Below are 24,013 nucleotides of genomic sequence, written 5' to 3'. Positions count from 1 at the left end.
CCTCCAAACAGTCGGAAGCGGAACCTCCCGGTGATGTATGCCCTAGATAAAACGGTCATAAAGAGCGAGCCCCGCCAAAAGGCGGGGCTCTTGTGAGCGCAGTGGAACCGGGTGTGCGCGACGTGTGTCGGCCCACCCGGAATTCTCTGTCGAAACGTTATGAACACAGCAGCCCCGCGTGTCAAACGCCACAGGGGCCGCCGCGACGGACCTGCGACAACTACGACAACTACCGTACGAATCCAGCCACTTGGTGGCCGACTTCCGACCGTTTCTGACTACTTGAGCCGCGCCATCAGCGCGTGCTCCACCAGCGTGATCAGGCCACTCTTTGCATCCGCACGGTGCCGGGCGTCCGTCGTGATGATCGGGGTGTCCGGGCCGATCTGGAGCGCCTCGCGCACCTCTTCCGGGTTGTACGGCTGGTGCCCGTCGAAGCCGTTGAGGGCGACGACGAACGGCAGCCCGGAGTTCTCGAAGTAGTCGACGGCCGGGAAGCAGTCGGCGAGCCGGCGCGTGTCGACCAGCACGATGGCACCGATGGCGCCGCGCACCAGGTCGTCCCACATGAACCAGAAGCGGTCCTGTCCCGGCGTGCCGAACAGGTACAGGATCAGGTCCTGGTCGAGCGTGATGCGGCCGAAGTCCATGGCGACCGTGGTGGTCGTCTTGTCCCCGGTGTGGGTGAGGTCGTCGATGCCGGCGCTCGCCGAGGTCATGACGGCCTCGGTGCGCAGCGGGTTGATCTCGGAGACAGCGCCCACGAACGTGGTCTTGCCGACGCCGAAGCCACCGGCCACCACGATCTTGGCCGAGGTGGTCGAACGGGGAGCGGCCCCCGTGGCGCCGTCAGAGCTTGCGAAGTCCACTGAGCACCCTTTCGAGCAGAGTCACGTCCGGAGCGCCACCGTTGGCCTCGTCGCCGCCGGGCTGGTGGATCGCGACGAGCCCGGCCTCGGCCAGGTCCGCGACGAGGATCCGGGCCACCCCGAGCGGCATCGACAGCAGGGCCGACACCTCGGCGACCGACTTCACCTCGCGGCACAGGTGGCAGATGCGCTGGTGCTCGGGCAGCAGCGTCCCCAGGGCCGAGGGGTCGGCGGTCGTGCTCACCAGCGCCTCGATGGCGAGCTGGTAGCGCGGCCGGGTCCGGCCGCCGGTCATCGCGTACGGGCGGACCAGCGGCTGGTCGCCCTCATAACCGTAGGCGGCCTGTGCGGCTGCACTGCCGTACGGATCGTGAGGAGCGGTGGGCGGGGTCATGGATCCTCCGGGCGGGACGGCGAGCCGGGGCTGCCGTCTGAGGGTGGGCCGGTGGGGGGATTGTGACGGCCATACGGTGACGGGACGCAGATCGGAAGGGGATTACGTGACTGCTCTGGATTCCGGGCCTTGGGATACAGCAGACTTGCGGTGTGGCCGGGGTTACCGGCCGTCACCCCCGTCAGTGCAGCAGGCTGCCCTGCAGCTCGGCACGGAGATCCGGGGTGAGGACGGCGCCCGCCCGGTCGACGAGGAGCGCCATCTCGTACCCGACGAGGCCGATGTCGCAGTCGGGGTGCGCGAGCACGGCGAGCGATGATCCGTCGGAGACGGACATGATGAAGAGGAAGCCGCGCTCCATCTCCACGACCGTCTGATTGACCGGGCCGCCCTCGAAGATTCTCGACGCCCCCGCCGTCAGCGAGGTCAGCCCCGACGCGACGGCCGCCAGCTGGTCCGCGCGATCGCGCGGGAAGCCCTCGGACATCGCGAGCAGCAGACCGTCCGCGGACACCACGACCGTGTGGGAGACCCCCGGCGTGTTGTCCACGAAGTTGGTGATCAACCAGTTCAGGTTCTGTGCCGCCTGGCTCATCTGGCTCAACTAACGCTCCTGCTGGTGAGTGGGGCGGGGGTGGCTGCCGGTCTGACCTGTGCCGCCGGCCTGCCGTCCCTGCTGGATGCCCCTACGGAGATTGGTCAGCCGTCCTCGCACGTCATCGGGGGCGCGCGAGACCTGAGGGCCGGTCTGGTTCTGCTGTTCCTGGGCCGTGCCCGCCACGAGGTTCGCCCGCGGCACACGGCGCGGCAGACCCGAGACGGTGACGCCGCCCGCGGCGGGCTTGCGTACCCGCTCGGCCTGACGCATCAGCTCGTCGTTCGGGGACTGCCGCCAACTCGCCTGGCCCTGGCCCTGACCGGCGGCCGAGGGGGCCGCCGCGGCGCCCGGCTGGGCACGCCGCGGAGCCTGCTGCGGAGCGGCCTGCTGGCCACCGCGCTGCGGCAGCGAACGGCCGGGCCGCCCCTGCTGCGGGTCCTGGGCGTGCTGCTGGGCCTGCCCCTGGTGCTGTCCCTGGTTCTGGGCCTGGCCCTGGTGCTGTCCCTGGCCCTGCTGGCCGTGGAACCAGTTCGTCTCCAGCGTGTCGTACAGCGGCGTACGGCCGTCGCCGGGCCCGGTGGCCGGCGGCAGGTACTCCTGCTGCGCCGGGACGCCCCGGTCCTGACCGGCCGGACGCGGCCCGGGCGGGAAGTCCTGGCCGCCGCGCTGACGCGGGGCCGTCGGCCGCTCGTACTGGCCGGTCCCGAGCGGGTCCTGCGCCTGGCCGTACTGGCCGGTGTGCGCCGGGTCCTGGGGGCGCGCGTACTGCCCGCTGTCCGCGGGACCGGGCAGCCGGCCGTACTGGCCGGTGTGGGCCGGCTCCTGCGGACGCTCGTACTGCCCGGTGGCCGCCGGGTCCTGCCCGCGGCCGTACTGGCCGTACTGCCCGGTGTGCGCGGGGTCCTGGGGGCGCTCGTACTGGCCCGTGCCGGACGGGTCCTGCGGACGCTCGTACTGGCCCGTGTGCGACGGCTCCTGGCGGCCGGGGAAGCCGCCGTCCTGATACCCGCCGTCCTGGTAACCGCCGTCCCGGAAGCCACTGTCCTGGAAGCCGTTGCCGTTGCCGTTGCCGCTGGGGTTGGCGTTGCCGTTGTTGTTGCCGGTCCCGGCGCCGTTCCGGTCGGGCGCGCCGCCGAAGACGTCGGACCGGACGAACTGGCCGGTGCCCTGACCCTGGTTCTCGTCGCGGGGCGCGGGGCGCGGCGCGTCGTAGTCGGGGCGGGCGAACTCGGCCGTGGAACCCGGCCCCTGGTGCTCGTCCTGGATCCGCGGGAACTGCGACGTCGAGTCCGGCTCGTCGTGGCCGCGCGGCGCGTCGAGGTGCGGCTGCGCGTTCTCGTCGCTCCAGCTCGGCACACGGGGCGCCGGGCTGCCACCGGGCAGTTCGGCGCGCGGGCCGCCGCGGGCGGGCAGCACCGGACGGCGCCGGCCCTGCTTCTCCGCCGGGTCCTTGTGCGTGCGCTGCTGCGGCGGGACCGGGCCCTGCGGGGCGTTGCTGAAGACGCCGGTGCCCGAACCGGTCACGGCCTGCGGGTTCGGCGCGTTCTGCGGGTTCTGCTGGGCGCGGGCGGGCAGCGGGGCGCCGGGACGCTGCGGGGACTGCGGGGCCGCCGGGTTCTGCGGACCGCGCTGCTGCCCCGGATCCCGCGGGCCCTGGGGACCCTGCGGGTTCAGCGGACCCTGGGGCCCGCCCTGCGGGTTCGGGAAGCCGCCGTCGCGGGCGGGCAGCGCCGCCCGCGGGCCACCGGCACCGGCACCGACCTGCGGCCGTGCCGCACCGGGACCGGAGTTGAGCCGGCCCGCGGCGCCGCCGCCGGAGCCCGGCGCGACACCGCGCCGCGCGGCACCGGCACCGGCCGCGGCCTGCGCGGCGGCGGGACCGCCACCGCCGGGACCCGCCTGGCCGGGAATCTTCTTGCCGCCCTGGGCGACGTCGACGGGCAGCATGACCAGGGCGGTCGTACCACCGGAGTCGGAGGGGCGGAGCTGGATCCGGATGCCGTGCCGCTGCGAGAGGCGGCCGACCACGAACAGGCCCATGCGGCGCGAGACCGACACGTCCACGGTGGGCGGCGAGGCGAGCCGCTCGTTGATCGCCGCGAGGTCCTCGGGGGAGAGGCCGATACCGGTGTCGTGGATCTCGATCAGCACGCGCCCGTCGGGCAGCGCGTGACCGGTCACCTTCACCTTGGTCTGCGGCGAGGAGAACGAGGTCGCGTTCTCGAGCAGCTCGGCGAGCAGGTGCACGAGGTCGTTGACGACGCGGCCGGCGACCTCGGTCGCGGGGACCGCGGCGAGCTCGATGCGCTCGTACTGCTCCACCTCGGAGGCCGCGGCACGCAGCACGTCGACGAGCGGGACGGGCCGGGTCCAGCGGCGCCCCGGCTCCTCACCGGCGAGGACGAGGAGGTTCTCGCCGTTACGGCGCATGCGGGTCGCGAGGTGGTCGAGCTTGAACAGCGAGGAGAGCTGGTCGGGGTCGGCCTCGCGGGACTCCAGCTCGGAGATGAGGGAGAGCTGGCGCTGGATGAGGCCCTGGGAACGGCGCGAGAGGTTGGTGAACATCGCGTTGACGTTGCCCCGCAGCAGGGCCTGCTCGGCGGCGAGGCGGACGGCCTCGCGGTGCACGTCGTCGAAGGCCGCGGCCACCTGGCCGATCTCGTCCCGGGAGTGCACACCGACGGACTCGACGGAGGTGTCGACGTCCTGCGGGTCGGACTCGGAGAGCTGCTTGACCAGCTCGGGCAGCCGGTCCTGGGCGACCTTGGTCGCGGTGTCCTGGAGCCGGCGCAGCGAGCGGATCATGGAGCGGGCCACGACGAACGCGCCGACGAGGGAGACGCCGAGCACGAGCAGGATCAGCGCACCGTTGATGATGGCCGACTGCTCGGAGGAGTTGCGCAGTTCGCGGGCCTGCTGCTCCATCTGGTTGAGCAGCGTCAGCTCGATCTTGGACATCTCCTGGATACGGGAGCTGTCCGCGTCGACCCAGTCCTTGTAGGAGCGCTTGTCCTGGGTCGCGATGCCACCTTCCTTGGTGAGCACCCGGTTCGCGTAGTTGTCCGCCGCCTTGATGGTGGCGTTGTTCTCGTCGAGGGGCTTGAGCAGCTCCTGCGCACCCACCTCGCCGTAGACGCTCTTGAAGGAGTCCAGCTCCGACGACTGGTTGTCCTGGGCCGCCGACGCGTACTGGCGGTCGACCTCGGAGAGCTTGCCGGACGTGGAGCTGTTGGGCGGCAGGGCCGCCGCGATGACCGCCCGCTGCTCGGAGGCGTACTCCTTGGCGGAGGAGAACGCGGCGAGCGCGCGGGTGCGCTGGATCATCTCGGGGCTGCTGGTGGCCTGCGCCATGTCGGTGGACAGGGAGAGCAGCTGCTCGATGATGCGGGCGTAGGCCTCGACCGTCTGCGACGAGTTGGTCTTGGAGGCGTACGCGCTCTGCCGGATCTTGTTGAGGTTGATCAGCTCGCTGGCGATCTGAACGGCGTGCTCCCGCACACCGTTCAGGCTGCCGGAGCCGCTCTCGCCCTCGATGTCCGTCGTGCTTTCCAGGAACGTGCCACGGGCGCGGTCGGTCTTCTGGCGCGCCGCCTTGATGCTGAAGTCGCTGGTCGCCTTGGGGTCGTTCGACAGCGGACCGGCCGACTGGTCGCGCTCCTCCTGGAGCGCCGACGCCAGGTCGGTGGCCTGCTTCGTCATCTCGGTCAGCAGCTTCATGTTGTCGAGCTGCTGGATGTCGTCGAGGGACTCCGAGATGCGCAGCGCGCCCAGCGAGGTCGCGGCGACCACGGGCAGGGTCAGCAGCGCGACCAGACGGGTCGAGATGCGCCAGTTGCGCAGCGCTATTCGCGGGCCGGGCCCGGGCGTCGCCTTGGCCTTGGCCGCCGCGGGCTCCGGGGTGGCCGGCCCGCCGGAGACCTGGGAGCGCCCGTCGCGCTCACCCGTCTCGACGGACGCCGTGCGCCCCGGGTTCTGGGCGTGCGGGGGCTGGGAGCCGCCTGTTATCGGGCCGGTCCCGCCGCGCGGCTCCGGCTCCGCCGCAGCGCTGCCATCCCTGTTCTTACGTCCCTGCACTAGCGTCGCAACCTCTGGACCAGGCGTCCCCACCGCATACGCGGGCAGGACGGTGTCGGCGTAGTTCGAAGGGCGACCTGAAACGCCCCCCTGTGGTCGTGAGTGACCGGCGCTGGCTCCCCTCCCCGTCGCAGCTCGGCGCTGACTCGCGCCTGAGTGCGCCGGTTCCATCCCGCGACGGTCCCGGGAATTTCAGCACAGTGCAGGATCTCCAACAAGGCCCGCGGGACGCGCCGCACCTGCCGTGACCCCGTGTGAGGAGAGGGTAACGAGACGTAGAAAGTGATCTAGGGGAAAGCGGGCATTCATGGACGTTCCCCGTACGGGCGGGGGGTGTCCCAGTCGCCATGATCGAGAGCGGAATGGTGGCTTCGGTGGAGCAATGTCCGTTTCGGGGATACCGGTGGGCGGCCCGAAGTGCCCTATTTGAGAGGCGCCTGGTGAGCAAACTCACATGGCGACGATCACAACTTCCCGGCTTTCGGTGGGAATCAGATGTTTAGCCTGACGCTTTACACGGACGGACCGACCGACAACCGAGAAGGTGCACGAGCGCAGCCATGAAGACGACGACGATGTTCCTCAACCTCGCCAACCCGCGGCGCACCACCCTGGCCCACCTCAAGGACGCCGAGGAGATCCAGGCCGCGCCGCAGCTGCCGGAGCACCCCGTCGAGCTGCCGGCCAACACGGCCAACCCGAAGCGCACCATCCTCATGGAGAAGCCGCAGCAGACCGTGGCGCAGGTCTGACGGAGCAGCCGCGGCAGGTGGCGCCGCGTTAGCCTGGACCGGTCACATCCCACCCGGGCCCAACGCAAGAATGAGGGGCGCAGCCACCCGTGCGCATCGCCAGATTCTCCATCGACGGGAACGTCGCCTTCGGCGCGGTCGAGGGCGACAAGCCAGACGAGCTCGTCCTCGACATCATCAAGGGCATCCCCTTCGCGGACTTCGAGCTCTCCGGCACCAAGGTCCCGCTGAGCAAGGTCCGCCTGCTGCCGCCCGTGCTCCCGAACAAGGTGATCGCCTTCGGCCGCAACTACGCGGAGCACGCCAAGGAGCTGGGCAACGAGGTCCCGGACGCCCCCTTCGCCTTCTTCAAGCCGTCCACGTCCGTGATCGGCACCGGCGACGAGATCCAGTACCCCTCCTTCTCGCAGGAGCTGCACCACGAGGCCGAGCTGGCCGTCGTCATCGGCCGGATGTGCCGCGAGGTCCCGGCCGCGCGCGTCAACGACGTGATCCTCGGCTACACCGCCGCGAACGACGTCACCGCCCGCGACGTGCAGAAGCGCGAGAAGCAGTGGGCCCGCGCCAAGGGCTTCGACACCTCCTGCCCGCTGGGCCCCTGGGTGGAGACGGACCTGGACGTGGCGGCCGCCTCCGACCTCGGCATCCAGTGCACGGTTAACGGGCAGCAGCGCCAGCTCGGCTCCACGTCCCAGATGATCACGTCCATCGCGGACCTGATCGCCAACATCTCCGAGGCCATGACCCTCCTCCCCGGCGACGTCATCCTCACGGGCACCCCCGAAGGGGTCGGCCCCCTGCAGATCGGCGACGAGGTCGCGGTCAGCATCGAAGGCATCGGCACTCTCACCAACAAGGTTGTCAAGCGTGGCTAGCGCACCCGCCCCCTCCGTCCGTGTCCGTTTCTGTCCCTCGCCCACCGGCAACCCGCACGTGGGCCTGGTCCGCACGGCCCTGTTCAACTGGGCCTTCGCGCGCCACAACCAGGGCACCCTGGTCTTCCGCATCGAGGACACCGACGCGGCCCGCGACAGCGAGGAGTCCTACGAGCAGCTCCTCGACTCGATGCGCTGGCTCGGCTTCGACTGGGACGAGGGCCCCGAGGTCGGCGGCCCGCACGCCCCGTACCGGCAGTCGCAGCGCATGGACATCTACCAGGACGTCGCGCGGAAGCTGCTCGACGCCGGCCGCGCCTACCACTGCTACTGCTCCACGGAGGAACTGGACGCCCGCCGCGACGCCGCCCGCGCCGCCGGCAAGCCGTCCGGCTACGACGGCCACTGCCGCGAGCTGACCGCCGAGCAGAAGCAGGCCTACGAGGCCGAGGGCCGCAAGCCCATCGTGCGCTTCCGGATGCCCGACGAGACGATCACCTTCACGGACCTGGTCCGCGGCTCCATCACGTACGAGCCGGAGAACGTGCCGGACTACGGCATCGTCCGGGCCAACGGCGCTCCGCTGTACACGCTGGTCAACCCGGTCGACGACGCGCTGATGGAGATCACCCACGTCCTGCGCGGCGAGGATCTGCTCTCCTCCACGCCCCGGCAGATCGCCCTGTACGCGGCGCTCAAGGACCTCGGCATCGCCAAGCAGACCCCGCTCTTCGGGCACCTGCCGTACGTGATGGGCGAGGGCAACAAGAAGCTCAGCAAGCGCGACCCCCAGTCGTCGCTGAACCTCTACCGCGAGCGCGGCTTCCTCCCCGAGGGCCTGCTCAACTACCTCTCGCTGCTCGGCTGGTCGCTCGCCGCCGACCGGGACATCTTCTCGATCGACGAGATGGTCGCGGCCTTCGACGTCTGTGACGTCCAGCCGAACCCGGCCCGCTTCGACCTCAAGAAGTGCGAGTCGATCAACGGCGACCACATCCGCCTGCTCGACCCGAAGGACTTCGCGGCCCGCTGTGAGCCCTGGCTGAAGGCCCCGTTCGCCCCCTGGGCGCCGGAGGACTTCGACGAGGCGAAGTGGGCGGCGATCGCCCCGCACGCGCAGACCCGCCTCAAGGTCCTCTCCGAGATCACCGCCAACGTCGACTTCCTGTTCCTGCCGGAGCCGGTCTTCGACGAGCCCAGCTGGACGAAGGCGATGAAGGAGGGCTCCGACGCCCTCCTCGTCACGGCCCGCGAGATGCTGGAGTCCGCGGACTGGACGTCCCCGGAGGCGCTCAAGGAAGCGGTCCTGGCGGCCGGCGAGGCCCACGGCCTCAAGCTCGGCAAGGCCCAGGCCCCGGTCCGCGTGGCGGTCACCGGCCGCACGGTGGGCCTCCCGCTCTTCGAGTCCCTGGAGATCCTGGGCAAGGACGAGACCCTGACCCGCATCGACGCGGCCCTGGCGAAGCTCACGGGCTGACCGGCGCAGTGCACCACGGACGGCCCGGCCGACGGATTCCCCCCGTCGGCCGGGCCGTCCGGCGTTACGGTCGTGCCATGCCGCAGCAGCAGGGGTCCGGAGCGATCAAGGCCATCGTCTGGGACATCGACGACACGCTCTTCGACTACGCGACCGCCGACACCGCCGGGATGCGCGCCCACCTGACCGCCGAGGGGCTGCTCGGGGCCTTCGGGACGGTCGAGCAGGCCCTTGCCCGGTGGAAGGAGCTGACCCGCGCGCACTGGGCCCGGTTCGAGGCGGGGGAGACCGACTGGGAGAGCCAGCGCAGGGACCGCGTCCGCGCGTTCGTGGGCGGGTTCATGGCTGACGGGGCCGTCGCGGACGACGCGGCGGCCGACGCCTGGTTCACCCGCTATCTGGGCCACTACGAGGCGGCCTGGAGCCTCTTTCCGGACACCGTGCCCGCGCTCGACACCCTCGCCGCCGGCTACCGGCACGCGGTCCTGTCCAACTCCTCGCAGCGCAATCAGGACCGCAAGCTCCGCGTCCTCGGCGTCCGCGACCGCTTCGAGGCCCTGGTCTGCGCGGCCGAGCTGGGGGTCGCCAAACCCGACGCGGCCGCCTTCCACGCCGTCTGCGCGGAGCTGGACCTGCCGCCGCACGAGGTCGCGTACGTGGGGGACCAGCCGGACACCGATGCCCGGGGAGCCGTCGAGGCGGGGCTCGCCGGGATCTGGCTGGACCGGGCCGGGATCGGCGGCCGGCCCGAGCTCGTCCGCATCACCGGTCTCGCCCAGCTGCCCCCGCTGCTGGCCCGCGATACCCGTTTTGGAGCGCCGGAGACCTTCAGGTAATGTTCTTCCTGCGCCGAGGGAAGCGAGCCGCAAGGCCGGGTCCCGGAAGCGCAAGCCGAACGGACATCCCCCCGGGGATGGTGGTTTGGTGGCCTATGGTGTAATTGGCAGCACGACGGTTTCTGGTTCCGTTAGTCTAGGTTCGAGTCCTGGTAGGCCAGCTCGCAGAGCTTATCTGCACTGTGGATTCCAGATCCACGAAGCCCCCGTTGTGTAGCGGCCTAGCACGCTGCCCTCTCACGGCAGTAGCGCCGGTTCGAATCCGGTCGGGGGTACAGATCCTTCCCGCGAGGACGGTACGGGTAGCTCCCGCCGACCTTGATGCAGGATCGCTAGGGCCCCCGTTGTGTAGCGGCCTAGCACGCTGCCCTCTCACGGCAGTAGCGCCGGTTCGAATCCGGTCGGGGGTACGGGTCGGACCCGCAGTGGTCTGGACCACTATGGCCTATGGTGTAATTGGCAACACTACGGTTTCTGGTACCGTCATTCTAGGTTCGAGTCCTGGTAGGCCAGCTCGCAGAGCTCATCTGCATCCGCGGATCGTATCCGCGAGGCCCCCGTTGTGTAGCGGCCTAGCACGCCGCCCTCTCAAGGCGGTAGCGCCGGTTCGAATCCGGTCGGGGGTACAGAGACGACAGAGGCCCTTCCCTTCGGGGGAGGGCCTCTTCGCGTACGGTGCCCGTCACCTCGGTGTCATCGCTACGGCCGCCCCCGCAGACAACTCCGGCCGGCCGCTGCGGCGTTGGAGCGACCGGCCGGAACTGGCGAGACTGGCGGAACTTTGCGGAACTGGCGGGACTGTCAGAGAAAGACGGCGACTTGGGCGTCAGCCGGTGCGGCGCAGGGCCTCGGAGAGGCGGCCCGCCGCGTCGATCACGGCCTGGGCGTGCATCCGGCCCGGGTGCCGGGTCAGCCGCTCGATGGGGCCCGAGACGGAGACGGCGGCCACCACCCGGTTCGACGGGCCGCGCACCGGCGCGGAGACGGACGCGACGCCCGGCTCCCGCTCGCCGATCGACTGGGCCCAGCCGCGGCGCCGGACACCCGACAGCGCCGTCGCCGTGAACCGGGCGCCCTGAAGGCCTCGGTGCAGGCGCTCCGGCTCCTCCCACGCCATCAGGATCTGCGCGGACGACCCCGCCTTCATCGTGAGCGTCGAACCGACGGGGACCGTGTCCCGCAGTCCGGAGAGCCGCTCCGCCGCGGCGACACAGATACGCATGTCGCCCTGGCGGCGGTAGAGCTGCGCGCTCTCGCCCGTGACGTCGCGCAGGTGCGTGAGGACGGGGCCCGCCGTCGCGAGCAGCCGGTCCTCGCCGGCCGCCGCCGAGAGCTCCGCGAGGCGCGGGCCGAGAATGAAACGGCCCTGCATGTCCCGCGCCACCATGCGGTGGTGTTCCAGAGCCACCGCCAGGCGGTGGGCCGTGGGTCTTGCCAGTCCGGTGGCCGCTACAAGTCCTGCGAGGGTCGCGGGCCCGGACTCCAGAGCGCCCAGGACAAGGGCTGCCTTGTCCAGAACGCCGACGCCGCTACTGTTGTCCATGCGTCGATACTCCCGTCTCACTCTGTGAAACGCAAGTTCAATTTTCCGTGGAACTTGCCACTCTGTACGGACACCGGCCCGCGGACCGACGGGCCCGGCAGCCGACGTCCGGTACGAGGGGTACGAGCGACGGCACTCCGAATCTCTAGTTGGGCCGGCGCACTTGGTCGGTCGAAGGGAAAGCGATGGGTAGGACACTCGCGGAGAAGGTCTGGGACGACCACGTCGTCCGGCGCGCCGAGGGCGAGCCCGACCTCCTCTTCATCGATCTGCACCTGCTGCACGAGGTGACGAGCCCGCAGGCCTTCGATGGTCTGCGCAAGAGCGGCCGCCGGGTGCGGCGCCTCGATCTCACCATCGCCACCGAGGACCACAACACCCCGACCCTCGACATCGACAAGCCGATCGCCGACCCGGTCTCGCGGGTGCAGCTGGAGACGCTGCGCAAGAACGCCGCGGAGTTCGGGGTGCGCCTGCACTCCCTGGGCGACGTCGAGCAGGGCGTCGTCCACGTCGTGGGGCCGCAGCTGGGCCTGACCCAGCCGGGCACCACCGTGGTCTGCGGGGACTCGCACACCTCCACGCACGGCGCGTTCGGCGCGCTGGCCTTCGGCATCGGCACCTCCCAGGTCGAGCACGTGCTGGCCACCCAGACGCTGCCGATGGCCCGCCCGAAGACCATGGCGATCACGGTCGACGGCGAGCTGCCCGAGGGCGTCACGGCCAAGGACCTGATCCTGGCGATCATCGCCAGGATCGGCACCGGCGGCGGCCAGGGCTACATCCTGGAGTACCGCGGCTCGGCCATCGAGAAGCTCTCGATGGAGGCCCGCATGACCATCTGCAACATGTCGATCGAGGCGGGCGCCCGGGCCGGCATGATCGCCCCGGACGCCACCACGTTCGACTACCTCAAGGGCCGCGTCCACGCGCCCGAGGGCCAGGACTGGGACGACGCGGTCGCGTACTGGAAGACGCTGCGCAGCGACGACGACGCGGTCTTCGACGCCGAGGTGTTCATCAAGGCCGAAGAGCTCTCCCCGTTCGTCACCTGGGGCACCAACCCGGGCCAGGGTGCGCCGCTTTCGGCGGCCGTCCCCGATCCGGCTTCGTACGAAGACGCTTCGGAGCGCTTCGCCGCCGAAAAGGCCCTCGAGTACATGGGGTTGACCGCCGGGCAGCAGCTGCGCGACATCAAGGTCGACACGGTCTTCGTAGGTTCCTGCACCAACGGCCGCATCGAGGACCTGCGCGCCGCCGCCGAGATCGTCGGGGGCCGCAAAGTCGCCGACGGCGTACGGATGCTGGTCGTGCCCGGCTCCGCGCGGGTGGGCCTGCAGGCCGTCTCCGAAGGCCTGGACAAGGTCTTCAAGGAGGCCGGCGCCGAGTGGCGGCACGCGGGCTGTTCGATGTGCCTGGGCATGAACCCGGACCAACTCGCCCCCGGCGAGCGTTCCGCGTCCACCTCCAACCGCAACTTCGAGGGCCGGCAGGGCAAGGGCGGCCGCACGCACCTGGTCTCGCCCCAGGTCGCCGCCGCCACCGCCGTGCTGGGCCATCTGGCCTCCCCGGCCGACCTGTCCGACGCCGACGCCCGTACGCCCGCTGGAGTCTGATCAGCCATGGAAGCATTCACCACACACACCGGCCGGGCCGTCCCGCTGCGCCGCAGCAATGTCGACACCGACCAGATCATCCCTGCTCACTGGCTCAAGAAGGTGACCCGGGACGGGTTCGAGGACGGACTGTTCGAGGCCTGGCGCAAGGACCCGGAGTTCGTGCTCAACAAACCGGAGCGCGCGGGTGCCACGGTGCTGGTGGCGGGCCCGGACTTCGGGACCGGCTCCTCCCGTGAGCACGCAGTGTGGGCCCTGCAGAACTACGGGTTCAAGGCCGTCATCTCCGCCCGGTTCGCCGACATCTTCCGCGGCAACTCGCTGAAGAACGGTCTGCTGACCGTGGTCCTGGACCAGCAGGTCGTGGACGCGCTCCAGGACCTGGTCGAGCAGGACCCGACCGCCGAGATCACCGTCGACCTGGAGAAGCGCGAGGTGCGCGCCGAGGGCATCACCGCCGCCTTCGAGCTCGACGAGAACTCCCGCTGGCGGCTGCTGAACGGCCTCGACGACATCAGCATCACGCTGAGCAACGAAGCCGACATCGCCGCCTACGAGTCGAAGCGCCCCGCCCACAAGCCGCGGACCGTCCAGGTCTGAGCCGCCCCCGGACAAGGCGTATTCCGGCCACATCCGCAGGCCTCGTACCCCCAATCGTGCAACGGTTGGGGGTACTTCTGCGTCCGGCCCCTGCGGCTCTCCTCCGGGCCCCGCGGGCGACCCCTGTGGCCTGCCAACTCCCCTGATTGCCACGGGTGTTCCCCGGGTACGCGAGCCCCGGCGCCGCTCCGCGGGAGCGTGCCGCGCGAGGGCTCAGGAGGCCCTACTGGGGCGGGAGTTACCCCCTGCGGAGGCGACAACTCGCCCCAGATGGCACAATCTGTGCATGGAACACGACGGCCAACTCCCGATGTACGCGGCGGTCGCGGACCAACTCAAACAAGCGCACGCCCGAGTGCGCGCACTGCAAGTCCCGGAGGGCGTACGGATGGCGCTGACCCGGAAGCTGCTGGCCATTACGGCCGCGGCCAAACACGATCTCGCCGGTGCGGCGAGACGTCTGGAGCGATTCGGTGCGGACCTCGACGACTTCGAAGAGGGCTCCCGCACGGAAGAAGAACTCTGAGACGGCCGAGTTCGTTGCGGCACAAGGGTGATTAGCCCGTTTCGTGTTTGATTTGCGGTATATATCTGCCTAACGTGCGAAAAAGCCGGGGCGAAAGAGATTCGTTCCGGCAATGTCTCCGAAGGGGAAGACGTGAACAAGGCGCAGCTCGTAGAAGCGATTGCCGACAAGGTCGGTGGCCGTCAGCAGGCCGCCGACGCCGTCGACGCGGTACTCGACGCCGTCGTCCGTGCCGTGGTCAACGGTGACCGCGTCTCGGTCACCGGCTTCGGTTCGTTCGAGAAGGTGGACCGTCCGGCCCGTTACGCCCGCAACCCGCAGACGGGTGAGCGCGTCCGGGTCAAGAAGACCTCGGTCCCGCGTTTCCGCGCCGGCCAGGGCTTCAAGGACCTCGTCGCGGGCTCCAAGAAGCTCCCCAAGAACGACGTCGCGGTCAAGAAGGCGCCCAAGGGCAGCCTGACGGGCGCCGCTTCGGCGACGGTCAAGAAGGCCGCGGCCAAGAAGACGACGGCCAAGAAGGCCGCCGCCAAGAAGGCGACGCCGGCGAAGAAGGCCACCGCGAAGAAGACGACCGCCACGGCGAAGAAGACCACCGCCACGGCCAAGAAGGCCACGCCCGCCAAGAAGGCCACGGCGACGAAGGCCACCGCCAAGAAGGCGGCCCCGGCCAAGAAGGCGACCACCGCCAAGAAGGCCACTGCCAAGAAGACCGCGCCCGCCAAGAAGGCCACGGCCAAGAAGGCGCCCGCGAAGAAGTCGACCGCGCGCAAGACCACCGCCAAGAAGACCACCGCCCGCAAGAAGTAAGGGCGTACGTCCCAGGCTGCTTCACGCGCCGGGCCGGGCTCCCCTCGGGGAGCCCGGCCCGCGGCATGTCCGCGCCCGTCAGAAGGTCTGCAGCGTCACGAGCGCGATCTGCCGCGCCTCGCCCTCGCCCCGGACCTCGATCCGCACCCGCTGGCCCGGCCGCAGCAGCCGCAGGCCGCCCGCGTCGAAGGCGGCGGCATCGAAGGGGAGCGGCGTGCCGTCGTCCAGCAGCACGCTGCCGGAACGGGAATCGGAGTCGTACGTGTACGCGGTGGCCTGCATGCAGGCAGCGTACTCAGTCCACACTCAGCAGCCCGGCCGCGGCCCGCGCGGTGTACGGGCCGACGCCCATGCCGAGCGCCGTCCGCAGGTCCTCGCCGGTGTCGACGTCCTGGCGCACGGAACCGACCTCGCCCGGCGCGAGTTCCACGGCGCCGGACGCACGGTGCCGCGCCCGTGAGTCCGTGCCGAATTCCGGAAGCAAATCCGCGCCGGGAGCCGCGGACAGGAACGTGGTGCCGATTCCGGCGGCATCGGGCAGAAATGCCCGGGGAAATGCGGCCGCCGCGGCCAGAACTCCTGCCAATTCCGCGGGGCGCAGCGCCGGGAGATCCGCGTTCAGCGCCGCCACCGCCGCGGCGGGCCGCACCGAGCGGACCTGGGCCGCGCCGTGCGCCAGCGCGGCGTTGAGTCCGGCCCCCGGTGTGTCGGCGACGATGCGCGCGCCGAGCGCCGCCAGTTCGCGTCCCGCCAGGGCGTCGTCCGTGACGACCACCACATCGCGGACCGCCGGGCAGGCCCGCGCGGCGGCCACGGTGTCCTGCGCGAACGCCAGTGCCAGGTCCGGGCGCAGGTCCCCCGCCGCGGGCGCCAGCCTGCTCTTCGCCCGCACCAGCGGTTTCAGCGGTATCACCAGGGTCCACTGCACGCGCCTATTGTGACCTGTGCATGAGGGGCCCCGGTGCGTAAGGCCAGGTACGCGAGGTGCGTACAGGGGCGGTGGCTCGCGACAGGCGGGCGTACGGTGTTCTCGACAGACCGGTGGACTGGGGCGACACTTGTGCGGCCCGACGGGGTCCCACGTGCCAGGTCCTAGAGGAAGGTGTCCGAGTGTCCCGCCGCAGAATCGGCTTCTGGTACCGCTTCGCAGCGGTCCTCTGCAAACCGCCGCTGGTGGTTCTGTTCAAGCGGGACTGGCGCGGAATGGAGAACATTCCTGCCGACGGCGGATTTATCACCGCGGTGAACCACAATTCGCATCTCGACCCGTTCCTGTACGCCCACTATCAGTACAACACCGGACGGGTCCCGCGTTTCCTCGCCAAGCACGGCCTCTTCCGGAAGGGCTTCGTGGGGGCGGCGATGCGCGGCACCGGACAGATTCCCGTGTATCGCGAGTCCACGAACGCGCTGAGCGCCTTCCGTGCCGCGATCGACGCCGTCGAGCGCGGTGAGTGCGTCGCCTTCTATCCCGAAGGAACGCTCACCCGCGATCCCGATCTGTGGCCGATGACCGGTAAGACCGGCGTGGCGCGCGTGGCGCTCCAGACCCGGTGCCCGGTCATTCCCGTCGGCCAGTGGGGCGCCACCGAGGCACTCGCCCCCTACGCGAAGAAGCCGCATTTCTTTCCGCGCAAGACGCATCAGGTCCTGGCCGGCCGGCCGGTCGACCTGACGCGTTTCTACGACAAGGAAATGACCCCGGAACTCCTGAAGGAGGTGACCGAGGTCATCATGACCGAGATCACCTCCCTGGTGGCGGAGCTGCGCGGCGAGCAGGCTCCGCCGAAGCGGTACGACCCCCGCGAGGCGCGCATCGAGCAGCGCCGCAAGTTGCGGGCGCAGAGCGGTAGTTCGGAGGAGACGAAGTGACCCGACCCGTGCGGACAGCAGTCTTCGGGACCGGCTCGTGGGGCACGGCCTTCGCCATGGTGCTCGCCGACGCCGGCTGCGAGGTCACCCTCTGGGGCCGCCGCGCCGAACTGGTCGACGCCATCAACTCCACGCACCGCAACCCGGATTACCTGCCCGACGTGGAGCTGCCCGCGAGCGTGCGGGCGACGGACGACGTGGCCGAGGCCGCCGCGGACGCCGACTTCACCGTGCTCGCCGTGCCCTCGCAGACGCTGCGCGCCAACCTCGCCGCGTGGGCGCCCCTGCTCGCCCCCGACACCGTGCTCGTCTCCCTCATGAAGGGCGTCGAGCTGGGGTCCGCGATGCGGATGAGCGAGGTCATCGAGGACGTCACGAAGGTCGGCGAGGACCGGATCGCGATCGTCACCGGACCGAACCTCGCCCGGGAGATCGCCGCCCGCCAGCCCGCCGCCGCGGTCGTCGCCTGCCGCGACGAGGAAGTCGCCCAGCGTCTTCAAGTCGCCTGCCACACCCCGTACTTCCGGCCCTACACCAACACCGACGTGGTCGGCTGCGAGCTCGGCGGCGCCGTCAAGAACGTCATCGGTCTCGCCGTCGGCATCGCCGACGGCATGGGCTTGGGCGACAACACGAAGGGCTCGCTCATCACCCGCGGCCTCGCGGAGACGACCCGGCTCGGGCACGCGATGGGCGCCGACCCGCTGACCTTCTCCGGCCTCGCGGGCCTCGGCGATCTCGTCGCCACCTGCTCCTCACCGCTGTCGCGCAACCACACCTTCGGCACCAACCTCGGCAAGGGCATGACGCTGGAGGAGACCATCGCGGTCACCAGGCAGACCGCCGAGGGCGTCAAGTCCTGCGAGTCCGTGCTCGACCTGGCCCGCCGGCACGGCGTCGACATGCCGATCACCGAGACGGTCGTCGGCATCGTCCACGAGGGCAAGCCGCCGGTCGTCGCCGTCAAGGAGCTCATGTCGCGCTCCGCCAAGCCCGAACGACGCTGAGCCACCCGCGGCACGGCACGGCTCCGCAGCGCTGACTCCGGTACTACCAGCAGGTACGCTCATCGCGATATGAGCAGCGAGAACCTCCCCCAGAGCCCCAGCCGTGCGAGCGAGAGCCGTGCGAGCGAGCGTCGTACGAGCGGGCAGAAGCCGCGCGTCGCCGTCGTCTTCGGTGGTCGTAGCTCCGAACACGGCGTCTCGGTCGTCACGGCCGGCGCCGTACTGCGCGCCATCGACCGCTCCGTGTACGACGTCCTGCCCATCGGCATCACGCGCGAGGGACGCTGGGCGCTGACGACGGACGACCCGGAGCGGATGGCGATCACCGACCGCAAGGTTCCGGACGTCGCCGATCTCACGGAGTCACCGGAGGGCGGCGTGGTGCTTCCCGTCGACCCGGCCTCGCGCGAGGTCGTCTACACCGAGCCGGGCTCCGTGCCCAAGGTCCTCGGCGACGTCGACGTCGTCTTCCCCGTCCTGCACGGTCCCTACGGCGAGGACGGCACGATCCAGGGGCTCCTGGACCTGTCCGGCACGCCGTACGTCGGCTGCGGGGTGCTCTCCTCGGCCGTCGGCCAGGACAAGGAGTACATGAAGCGGATCTTCACCTCCTTCGGTCTGAAGGTCGGCCCGTACCTCGTCGTGCGGCCCCGCGAGTGGGAACGCGACCAGGAAGGGGCCCGGCGGCGCATCGCCGAGTTCGCCGGCGAGCAGGGCTGGCCGCTGTTCATCAAGCCCGCCCGCGCCGGTTCCTCCATCGGCATCACCAAGGTGGAGTCCTTCGCCGGACTCGACGAGGCGATGGAGACCGCCCGCGCCCACGACCCCAAGGTCATCGTCGAGGCGGCGATCGCCGGACGCGAGATCGAGTGCGGCGTCCTCGAGTTCGAGGACGGGCCCCGCGCCTCGGCCCCGGCCGAGATCCCGCCCGTGCAGGCCCACGACTTCTACGACTTCGAGGCGAAGTACATCGACTCCGCCGCCGGGATCGTGCCCGCCCCGCTCACCCCCGAGCAGACCGCGGAGGTCCAGCGGCTCGCCGTCGCCGCCTTCGACGCCGTCTCCTGCGAGGGCATCGTCCGCGCCGACTTCTTCCTCGGGGAGGACGGCGAGTTCGTGATCAACGAGATCAACACGCTGCCCGGCTTCACGCCCATCTCGATGTACCCGCGGATGTGGCAGGAGAGCGGCGTCAGCTACCCGGAGCTGGTGGACCGCCTGCTCCAGGCCGCCCTGCGCCGCCCGACGGGCCTGCGCTAGCGCTCCGCTCGGGGGCGGGACCGGCTCGGGGCCCGGGCGCCCGCACGCTGGATGCCTGGGCGCCCGCGCGCTGGATGCCTGGGCGTCAGGTGCCGGGACGCGGGTGCTGGTCGACCCCGGCGGTCCGAAGACGAAGCCCCGCAGAACGCGAAGCCCGCAGAACGCGAAGCCCTCAGAAGGCGAAGCCCTCAGAAGGCGAAGCCCTTGGGGATCGCCTTCTTCAGCGCCGGGGCCAGGTCCACGAGCACGCCGGACGCGTCCCGCCCCTTCTCCGCCCGGACCTCGACGTACGCCCGGCGACTGGCGGTGGTGTAGCGGTACGACCCGTCGTCCTGCTTCTCCATCAGCCAGTCGACCCCGTTCACCCCGCCGGCGACCGCGTCGGGGTCTGCGCCCTCGGCCACCTTCGGGTCGACCATCTTGGGGGGCCGCTCGACACCGCAGCGCAGTATGATCGCGTTGCTTCCCCAGGCCGCGGTCAACGTGGACGCGGGTTCGGGGTCCTCGCGGCTCAGGCCGTCCACCTTCGACGGCAGGGCCTGGTCCAGGTCCCGGCACAGCCTCGCGGTCGTCGCGCCCGGACGGGGAACCACGACCGACGCACGACCGTCTGCCGAGGAGCAGCCCGCCACGGCAGCCAGCAGGCAGAGCGCGGGCAGCCCGATGAGATGACGGAGCCGGTGACGGAAAAAGTCCACCGGAACAGGGTAGACGGGGGCTAGAGGTGGACGACCGGGCAGGTCAGGGTGCGCGTGATGCCGTCCACTTGCTGGACTCTCGCGACCACCATGCGACCCAGCTCGTCGACGGTGTCGGACTGCGCCCGCACGATCACGTCGTAGGGACCTGTGACGTCTTCGGCCTGGATGACTCCCGGAATCTTGGCGATCAGCTCGGCGACGGTCGACGCCTTGCCGACTTCGGTCTGGATCAGGATGTACGCCTGTACCACGGAACCTCCAGGGCGGCCACGAGGATCATGTGGGGGAAAGGGACGCCACGGTATCGCGTCGCCGCTCGTCGCGGGGAGACCCGGGGTGGCTGTGGCGTACACACCGTGGACACGGCGGCCGCGCGAGTGATCGCAGGGGGCAGGCCCACAAGGAAAGCGGAGGGCGCGCCCATGACAGAAACCGTACCCATGACAGAGACGGCTCGCGACCGCAAGCAGGCCGGGGCAGAAGGGGTAGTACGCGCATGAAGGGCACCGTCGGCGAGCTGGGGGAGTTTGGGCTCATCCGAGAACTGACCTCGCGGCTCACCACCACCCCGGCCGTACGGATCGGCCCCGGGGACGACGCCGCGGTGATCGCCGCGCCGGACCGCAGGGTCGTCGCCAGCACGGACGTCCTGCTGGAGAACAGGCACTTCCGGCGCGACTGGTCCACGGCGTACGACGTCGGCCGCAAGGCCGCCGCACAGAACCTCGCCGACATCGCGGCCATGGGCGCCGTGCCGACCGCCCTGCTGCTCGGCCTTGTCGTGCCCGCCGAACTCCCCGCGTCCTGGCCGTCCGAGCTGATGGACGGCCTGCGCGACGAATGCCAGGTGGCCGGTGCCGCCGTGGTCGGCGGTGACGTCGTCCGCGGCGAGACCATCACCATCGCCATCACCGCCCTCGGCGACCTGCGCAACCACGAGCCCGTCACCCGGGCCGGCGCCTGCCCCGGCGACGTCGTGGCCGTGACCGGCTGGCTCGGCTGGTCCGCGGCCGGATACGCCGTCCTCTCCCGCGGCTTCCGCTCCCCGCGCGCCTTCGTCGAGGCCCACCGCCGCCCCGAGCCGCCGTACCACGCGGGCCCCGCCGCGGCTGGACTCGGCGCGACCGCCATGTGCGACGTCAGCGACGGACTCATCGCCGACCTCGGCCACATCGCGGAGGCCAGCAAGGTCCGCATCGACATCGCCTCCGGGAAGGTGGACGTGCCCTCCCAGATGAACGACATCGGACAGGCCGTCGGCGTCGACCCCCTGCAGTGGGTGCTGAGCGGGGGAGAGGACCACGCGATCGTGGCCACCTTCCCCCGGGACGTGAAACTGCCCGCCCGCTGGAAGGTGATCGGCGAGGTGCTCAACCCCTCGGCCTTGCCCCAGGTCACCGTGGACGGTGCGCCCTGGACCAGCAAGGGCGGCTGGGACCACTTCGGGGACGACTTCCCCGGTGGGGAGATCGAATCGTGAGCGCCGCCACCTCCGCGCCGGTCCGCGTGCTGACCGTCGCCGGATCCGACTCGGGCGGCGGCGCCGGCATCCAGGCCGACCTGAAGACCATGCTCGCGCTCGGCACCCACGGCATGAGCGTCGTCACCGCCGTCACCGCGCAGAACTCCCTCGGGGTACAGGGAGCCTGGGAGCTGCCCGTCGAGGCGGTCCGCGCCCAGTACCGCAGCGTCGTCGACGACATCGGGGTCCAGGCCGTCAAGACGGGGATGCTCGCCTCTCCCGAACTCGTCGAGTGCGTCGCCGAGCTGCTCGCGGGAACCGACGCCCCGGTCGTCATCGACCCGGTCGGCGTCTCCAAGCACGGCGACTCGCTGCTGGCCGCGTCCGCCCTGGAATCCGTGCGGACCAAACTGCTGCCGACCGCCACCGTCGCCACCCCGAACCTCGACGAGGTCGCCCAACTCACCGGCCTCCACGTCGAATCGGAGGACGGCATGCGCCGCGCCGCCGCGGCGATGCTCGCGTACGGGCCCCGCTGGGTGGTCATCAAGGGGGGACATCTGCGCTCCGTTCCTGCGTCGGGTGGGGTGGCCCCGGCCGGCGGGGGGCCGGGCGTCGCGGGGGCCGGTTCGGCGGGGGCTGTCGCGAGCGGCGCGGCCACGGCGGAGGCCCAGGGCGATGCCGTGGATCTGCTCACGGACGGGTCCGAGGAGTACTGGCTGCGCGCGCCGCGTCACGACAACCGCCACACACACGGCACGGGCTGCACCCTCGCCTCCGCGATCGCGGCACAGCTGGCAAAGGGACAGTCGGTGCCCGATGCCGTACAGGCGGCCAAGGCGTACGTGACCGGGGCGATCGCTGCCGGGTTCGCCCTCGGCGGGGGCATCGGGCCGGTGGATCACGGCTGGAGGTTCAGGCCGGCCTCGGGCACGGACTCACCGGCCAGGCCGTAGTCCTTGAGCGTCAGGTCGTCGGCCGCCTTCTCGGTGAGGCGCTTGAAGAAGCTCGCCAGGAGGCGGGACCCGAGCATCCGGTAGACCCGGTTGCGGCTGCGTATCTTCGCCTCGGTGGGCGGGGCGAAGAACGGCCCGGCGTTCCCGGAGAGCTTCTGGCAGCCCTTCGCGTACTTCGTGATCTCCGCCTCGAAGGCCGCGAAGGCGGTGCGGTGGTCACCCCGCGCCGCGACCAGCTCGCCCGTGAGGACATAGGCCGACACCAGCGCCGTACCGGTGCCCATGCCGCCCATCGTGGCGCCGTGCCCCGCGTCCCCGAGCAGGACCACCCGGCCCTGGGAGAGCCGGTCCACGTGGACCTGGGCGATGGCGTCGAAGTACAGGTCGTCGGCGGCGTCGAGCGCGTCGCGCATCTGGCGGGCATGCGGCCACGCCATGCCGTGCAGCTGCTCGGCGACGATCCGCTTCTGGTGTGCCACGTCCTTGCGGTCGTAGGCCAGCTGCTCCGAGCGGAACACCACGGCGGCGCCGGCCCGCTCCGGGTCCCCGTCGTAGTTGTTGATCATCGCGGTGCGGCCCGGCTCGCTGTACAGCCGGGCGGTGCGGTCGAGTTCCAGGTGATTGGGCATGTCGAAGCCCGCGATGTAGTAGTCGAGGAAGCGCAGGTACTGGGACTCGTCGCCGAAGGCGAGGCGGCGGGTGTGGGAGTGCAGGCCGTCCGCGCCCACGACCAGGTCGAAGGAGCGGGGCGCACCTTGCTCGAACGTGATGTCGACGCCGGTGGCCGTCTCGGTGAGCGTGTCGATGGAGTCGCCGAAGACGTAGGAGACGCGGTCCTTCGTCCGCTCGTACAGCAGCGCGGAGAGATCGCCGCGGAACACCTCGACGTCTCCGCTCATCAGGTGGGCGGGCAGGTCGACGCGCTCGCTGTCGTCCGCGGCGACGATCGTCTGGCGGCCCATGTCCGTCTGCATCTCGTGCAGGGCGTCCCAGATGCCCATGCGGGTGAGGACGGTGCGGTGGACCGCACCGCGGAAGTCGACCGCGAAGCCGCCCTCGCGCAGTGCGGGGGCCTTCTCGACGACCGTGACGCGGGCGCCTTGGTGGGAGAGCCAGTAGGCGATTGCCGGGCCGGCGATGCTTGCTCCGGAGACCAGGATGTTCAGGTGGGCCAGGGTGTTGTCTGCGTGCGTTCGCTTTGTCATGGCAGTGAGCTTGCGGCCCGGCGCTTACCGTTCGCTGACCATCCGCTGACCGCGGCTTACCGTTGCCACTGGTGGGGCATGGCCGGGGTCGGGGCTGACCCCGCTCGTGCCTCGGACCGGGACCCGACCTCGGCGATCGCCGTCCGCGGGTCCGGTGGGGGTGGGTCGCGCAGTTCCCCGCGCCCCTCAATGGGTCGTTGCTCGGCTGCCCGGCCGGTGGGGCTTCTCGCGCCGTTCCCCGCTAGGCAGTCGTTCGGCTGGCCCGCCGTGGGGGCTGGCCGCGCAGTTCCCCGCGCCCCTGGGTAGTCGTTCGGCTGGCCCGTCGTGGCGGTTGCTCGCGCAGTTCCCCGCGCCCCTGAGATGCGCACTTCGTGCGCTATCTCATCGGCCTCTCGGGCCTGGGGGCAGCGGCGAAGCCGCCTGCCTTCAGGGGCGCGGGGAACTGCGCGAGCAACCACGATGGTGCCGCAGCCGAACGACTGCCTAGGGGCGCGGGGAACTGCGCGACCCGCCCCCACCGGGCCCGCGGTCGACGTACTACTGCGGGACGCATCGCGCAGCCCAATACCGAGGGCCGTCGCGC

Annotated in this window: 23 protein-coding genes and 5 tRNA genes; 18 read left to right on the top strand and 10 right to left on the bottom strand. The window is 70.8% G+C overall.

Annotation, left to right across the window (positions count from 1 at the left end; translation table 11 throughout):
* Positions 1-278: 278 nt before the first annotated feature.
* From ACIBW6_RS25220 to ACIBW6_RS25205, 4 genes are all read right to left on the bottom strand, one after another.
* Positions 279-869 (bottom strand): ATP/GTP-binding protein, encoded by a 591-nt coding sequence (locus ACIBW6_RS25220; RefSeq protein WP_356494529.1) that lies wholly within the window; start codon positions 867-869, stop codon positions 279-281.
* Positions 850-1,263, bottom strand: coding sequence for a DUF742 domain-containing protein (locus tag ACIBW6_RS25215; RefSeq protein ID WP_399063316.1), 414 nt, complete (start codon positions 1,261-1,263; stop codon positions 850-852). The genes ACIBW6_RS25220 and ACIBW6_RS25215 overlap by 20 nt, the downstream gene beginning before the upstream one ends.
* A 181-nt stretch (positions 1,264-1,444) precedes the next feature.
* A complete protein-coding gene (locus ACIBW6_RS25210; protein WP_164305831.1) occupies positions 1,445-1,858 on the bottom strand; it encodes a roadblock/LC7 domain-containing protein in 414 nt (137 codons plus the stop codon).
* Positions 1,859-1,867: 9 nt separating this feature from the next.
* Complete coding sequence (locus ACIBW6_RS25205) at positions 1,868-5,935, bottom strand: nitrate- and nitrite sensing domain-containing protein (protein ID WP_399063314.1); 4,068 nt, start codon at positions 5,933-5,935, stop codon at positions 1,868-1,870.
* Between the two features lie 560 nt (positions 5,936-6,495).
* Between ACIBW6_RS25205 and ACIBW6_RS25200 the strand changes: the two genes are divergently transcribed.
* The 9 genes from ACIBW6_RS25200 (at position 6,496) to ACIBW6_RS25160 (ending at position 10,501) form a co-directional block, all read left to right on the top strand.
* Complete coding sequence (locus ACIBW6_RS25200) at positions 6,496-6,687, top strand: hypothetical protein (protein ID WP_399063312.1); 192 nt, start codon at positions 6,496-6,498, stop codon at positions 6,685-6,687.
* A gap of 89 nt (positions 6,688-6,776) precedes the next feature.
* A complete protein-coding gene (locus ACIBW6_RS25195; protein WP_399063310.1) occupies positions 6,777-7,562 on the top strand; it encodes a fumarylacetoacetate hydrolase family protein in 786 nt (261 codons plus the stop codon).
* Positions 7,555-9,039 (top strand): glutamate--tRNA ligase, encoded by a 1,485-nt coding sequence (gltX, locus tag ACIBW6_RS25190; protein ID WP_399063308.1) that lies wholly within the window; start codon positions 7,555-7,557, stop codon positions 9,037-9,039. Before ACIBW6_RS25195 ends, gltX begins: the two co-directional genes overlap by 8 nt.
* 77 nt (positions 9,040-9,116) lie before the next feature.
* Positions 9,117-9,875, top strand: coding sequence for an HAD family hydrolase (locus tag ACIBW6_RS25185; RefSeq protein ID WP_399063306.1), 759 nt, complete (start codon positions 9,117-9,119; stop codon positions 9,873-9,875).
* A gap of 89 nt (positions 9,876-9,964) precedes the next feature.
* Positions 9,965-10,036 (top strand) — tRNA-Gln (locus tag ACIBW6_RS25180).
* A gap of 41 nt (positions 10,037-10,077) precedes the next feature.
* Positions 10,078-10,150 (top strand) — tRNA-Glu (locus ACIBW6_RS25175).
* Positions 10,151-10,212: 62 nt separating this feature from the next.
* Positions 10,213-10,285: transfer RNA gene (locus ACIBW6_RS25170), tRNA-Glu, on the top strand.
* A gap of 31 nt (positions 10,286-10,316) precedes the next feature.
* Positions 10,317-10,388 (top strand) — tRNA-Gln (locus tag ACIBW6_RS25165).
* Between the two features lie 40 nt (positions 10,389-10,428).
* Positions 10,429-10,501 (top strand) — tRNA-Glu (locus tag ACIBW6_RS25160).
* Positions 10,502-10,701: 200 nt separating this feature from the next.
* Here the strand turns inward: ACIBW6_RS25160 and ndgR are convergent.
* Positions 10,702-11,418: an IclR family transcriptional regulator NdgR gene (gene ndgR, locus ACIBW6_RS25155; RefSeq protein ID WP_324767461.1), complete on the bottom strand. Its 717-nt coding sequence runs from the start codon at positions 11,416-11,418 to the stop codon at positions 10,702-10,704.
* Between the two features lie 185 nt (positions 11,419-11,603).
* Here ndgR and leuC point away from each other — a divergent pair, with 185 nt between their 5' ends.
* The 4 genes from leuC (at position 11,604) to ACIBW6_RS25135 (ending at position 14,967) form a co-directional block, all read left to right on the top strand.
* Positions 11,604-13,034, top strand: coding sequence for a 3-isopropylmalate dehydratase large subunit (gene leuC, locus ACIBW6_RS25150; RefSeq protein WP_399063304.1), 1,431 nt, complete (start codon positions 11,604-11,606; stop codon positions 13,032-13,034).
* 6 nt (positions 13,035-13,040) lie between these two features.
* On the top strand, positions 13,041-13,634 hold the full coding sequence (gene leuD, locus ACIBW6_RS25145) for a 3-isopropylmalate dehydratase small subunit (RefSeq protein WP_399063302.1): 594 nt from the start codon (positions 13,041-13,043) through the stop codon (positions 13,632-13,634).
* 286 nt (positions 13,635-13,920) lie between these two features.
* Positions 13,921-14,160 (top strand): hypothetical protein, encoded by a 240-nt coding sequence (locus tag ACIBW6_RS25140; RefSeq protein ID WP_399063300.1) that lies wholly within the window; start codon positions 13,921-13,923, stop codon positions 14,158-14,160.
* Between the two features lie 132 nt (positions 14,161-14,292).
* Positions 14,293-14,967 (top strand): HU family DNA-binding protein, encoded by a 675-nt coding sequence (locus ACIBW6_RS25135; RefSeq protein ID WP_399063298.1) that lies wholly within the window; start codon positions 14,293-14,295, stop codon positions 14,965-14,967.
* A 78-nt stretch (positions 14,968-15,045) separates the two neighbouring features.
* On the opposite strand, the gene ACIBW6_RS25130 is transcribed toward ACIBW6_RS25135, so the two are convergent.
* Both ACIBW6_RS25130 and cofC read right to left on the bottom strand, forming a co-directional pair.
* Complete coding sequence (locus ACIBW6_RS25130; protein ID WP_399063296.1) at positions 15,046-15,249, bottom strand: hypothetical protein; 204 nt, start codon at positions 15,247-15,249, stop codon at positions 15,046-15,048.
* Between the two features lie 13 nt (positions 15,250-15,262).
* Positions 15,263-15,895, bottom strand: coding sequence for a 2-phospho-L-lactate guanylyltransferase (cofC, locus tag ACIBW6_RS25125; RefSeq protein WP_399063294.1), 633 nt, complete (start codon positions 15,893-15,895; stop codon positions 15,263-15,265).
* Between the two features lie 182 nt (positions 15,896-16,077).
* On the opposite strand from cofC, the gene ACIBW6_RS25120 reads away from it, so the two are divergent.
* From ACIBW6_RS25120 to ACIBW6_RS25110, 3 genes are all read left to right on the top strand, one after another.
* On the top strand, positions 16,078-16,839 hold the full coding sequence (locus tag ACIBW6_RS25120) for a lysophospholipid acyltransferase family protein (RefSeq protein ID WP_399063292.1): 762 nt from the start codon (positions 16,078-16,080) through the stop codon (positions 16,837-16,839).
* Positions 16,836-17,846, top strand: a complete 1,011-nt coding sequence (locus tag ACIBW6_RS25115; protein WP_399063290.1) for an NAD(P)H-dependent glycerol-3-phosphate dehydrogenase — start codon at positions 16,836-16,838, stop codon at positions 17,844-17,846. The genes ACIBW6_RS25120 and ACIBW6_RS25115 overlap by 4 nt, the downstream gene beginning before the upstream one ends.
* Positions 17,847-17,915: 69 nt before the next feature.
* Positions 17,916-19,106 carry a D-alanine--D-alanine ligase family protein gene (locus ACIBW6_RS25110; RefSeq protein WP_399063288.1) on the top strand — a complete coding sequence of 397 codons (1,191 nt, stop codon included), beginning with the start codon at positions 17,916-17,918 and terminating at the stop codon, positions 19,104-19,106.
* A gap of 188 nt (positions 19,107-19,294) precedes the next feature.
* Here ACIBW6_RS25110 and ACIBW6_RS25105 read toward each other — a convergent pair whose 3' ends face one another.
* Both ACIBW6_RS25105 and ACIBW6_RS25100 read right to left on the bottom strand, forming a co-directional pair.
* Complete coding sequence (locus tag ACIBW6_RS25105) at positions 19,295-19,804, bottom strand: DUF3515 domain-containing protein (protein WP_399063286.1); 510 nt, start codon at positions 19,802-19,804, stop codon at positions 19,295-19,297.
* A 20-nt stretch (positions 19,805-19,824) separates the two neighbouring features.
* Positions 19,825-20,058, bottom strand: a complete 234-nt coding sequence (locus ACIBW6_RS25100) for an Lrp/AsnC family transcriptional regulator (RefSeq protein WP_399063284.1) — start codon at positions 20,056-20,058, stop codon at positions 19,825-19,827.
* A gap of 245 nt (positions 20,059-20,303) precedes the next feature.
* Here ACIBW6_RS25100 and ACIBW6_RS25095 point away from each other — a divergent pair, with 245 nt between their 5' ends.
* Together ACIBW6_RS25095 and thiD are read left to right on the top strand one after the other, a co-directional pair.
* Positions 20,304-21,287 carry a thiamine-phosphate kinase gene (locus ACIBW6_RS25095; protein WP_399063282.1) on the top strand — a complete coding sequence of 328 codons (984 nt, stop codon included), beginning with the start codon at positions 20,304-20,306 and terminating at the stop codon, positions 21,285-21,287.
* Entirely contained in the window at positions 21,284-22,225 is a 942-nt protein-coding gene (gene thiD, locus ACIBW6_RS25090) for a bifunctional hydroxymethylpyrimidine kinase/phosphomethylpyrimidine kinase (RefSeq protein ID WP_399063280.1), read from the top strand. The genes ACIBW6_RS25095 and thiD overlap by 4 nt, the downstream gene beginning before the upstream one ends.
* On the opposite strand, the gene ACIBW6_RS25085 is transcribed toward thiD, so the two are convergent.
* Entirely contained in the window at positions 22,171-23,430 is a 1,260-nt protein-coding gene (locus ACIBW6_RS25085; protein WP_399063278.1) for an FAD-dependent monooxygenase, read from the bottom strand. The two genes, thiD and ACIBW6_RS25085, sit on opposite strands and share 55 nt — an antisense overlap.
* Positions 23,431-24,013: the final 583 nt, after the last annotated feature.

Source organism: Streptomyces sp. NPDC049813 (assembly GCF_044465085.1).
In the GTDB taxonomy this organism is placed as follows: Bacteria; Actinomycetota; Actinomycetes; order Streptomycetales; family Streptomycetaceae; genus Streptomyces.
Note: the sequence above shows the minus strand (reverse complement) of the source record. Positions and strands in the feature narration are given on the sequence as shown.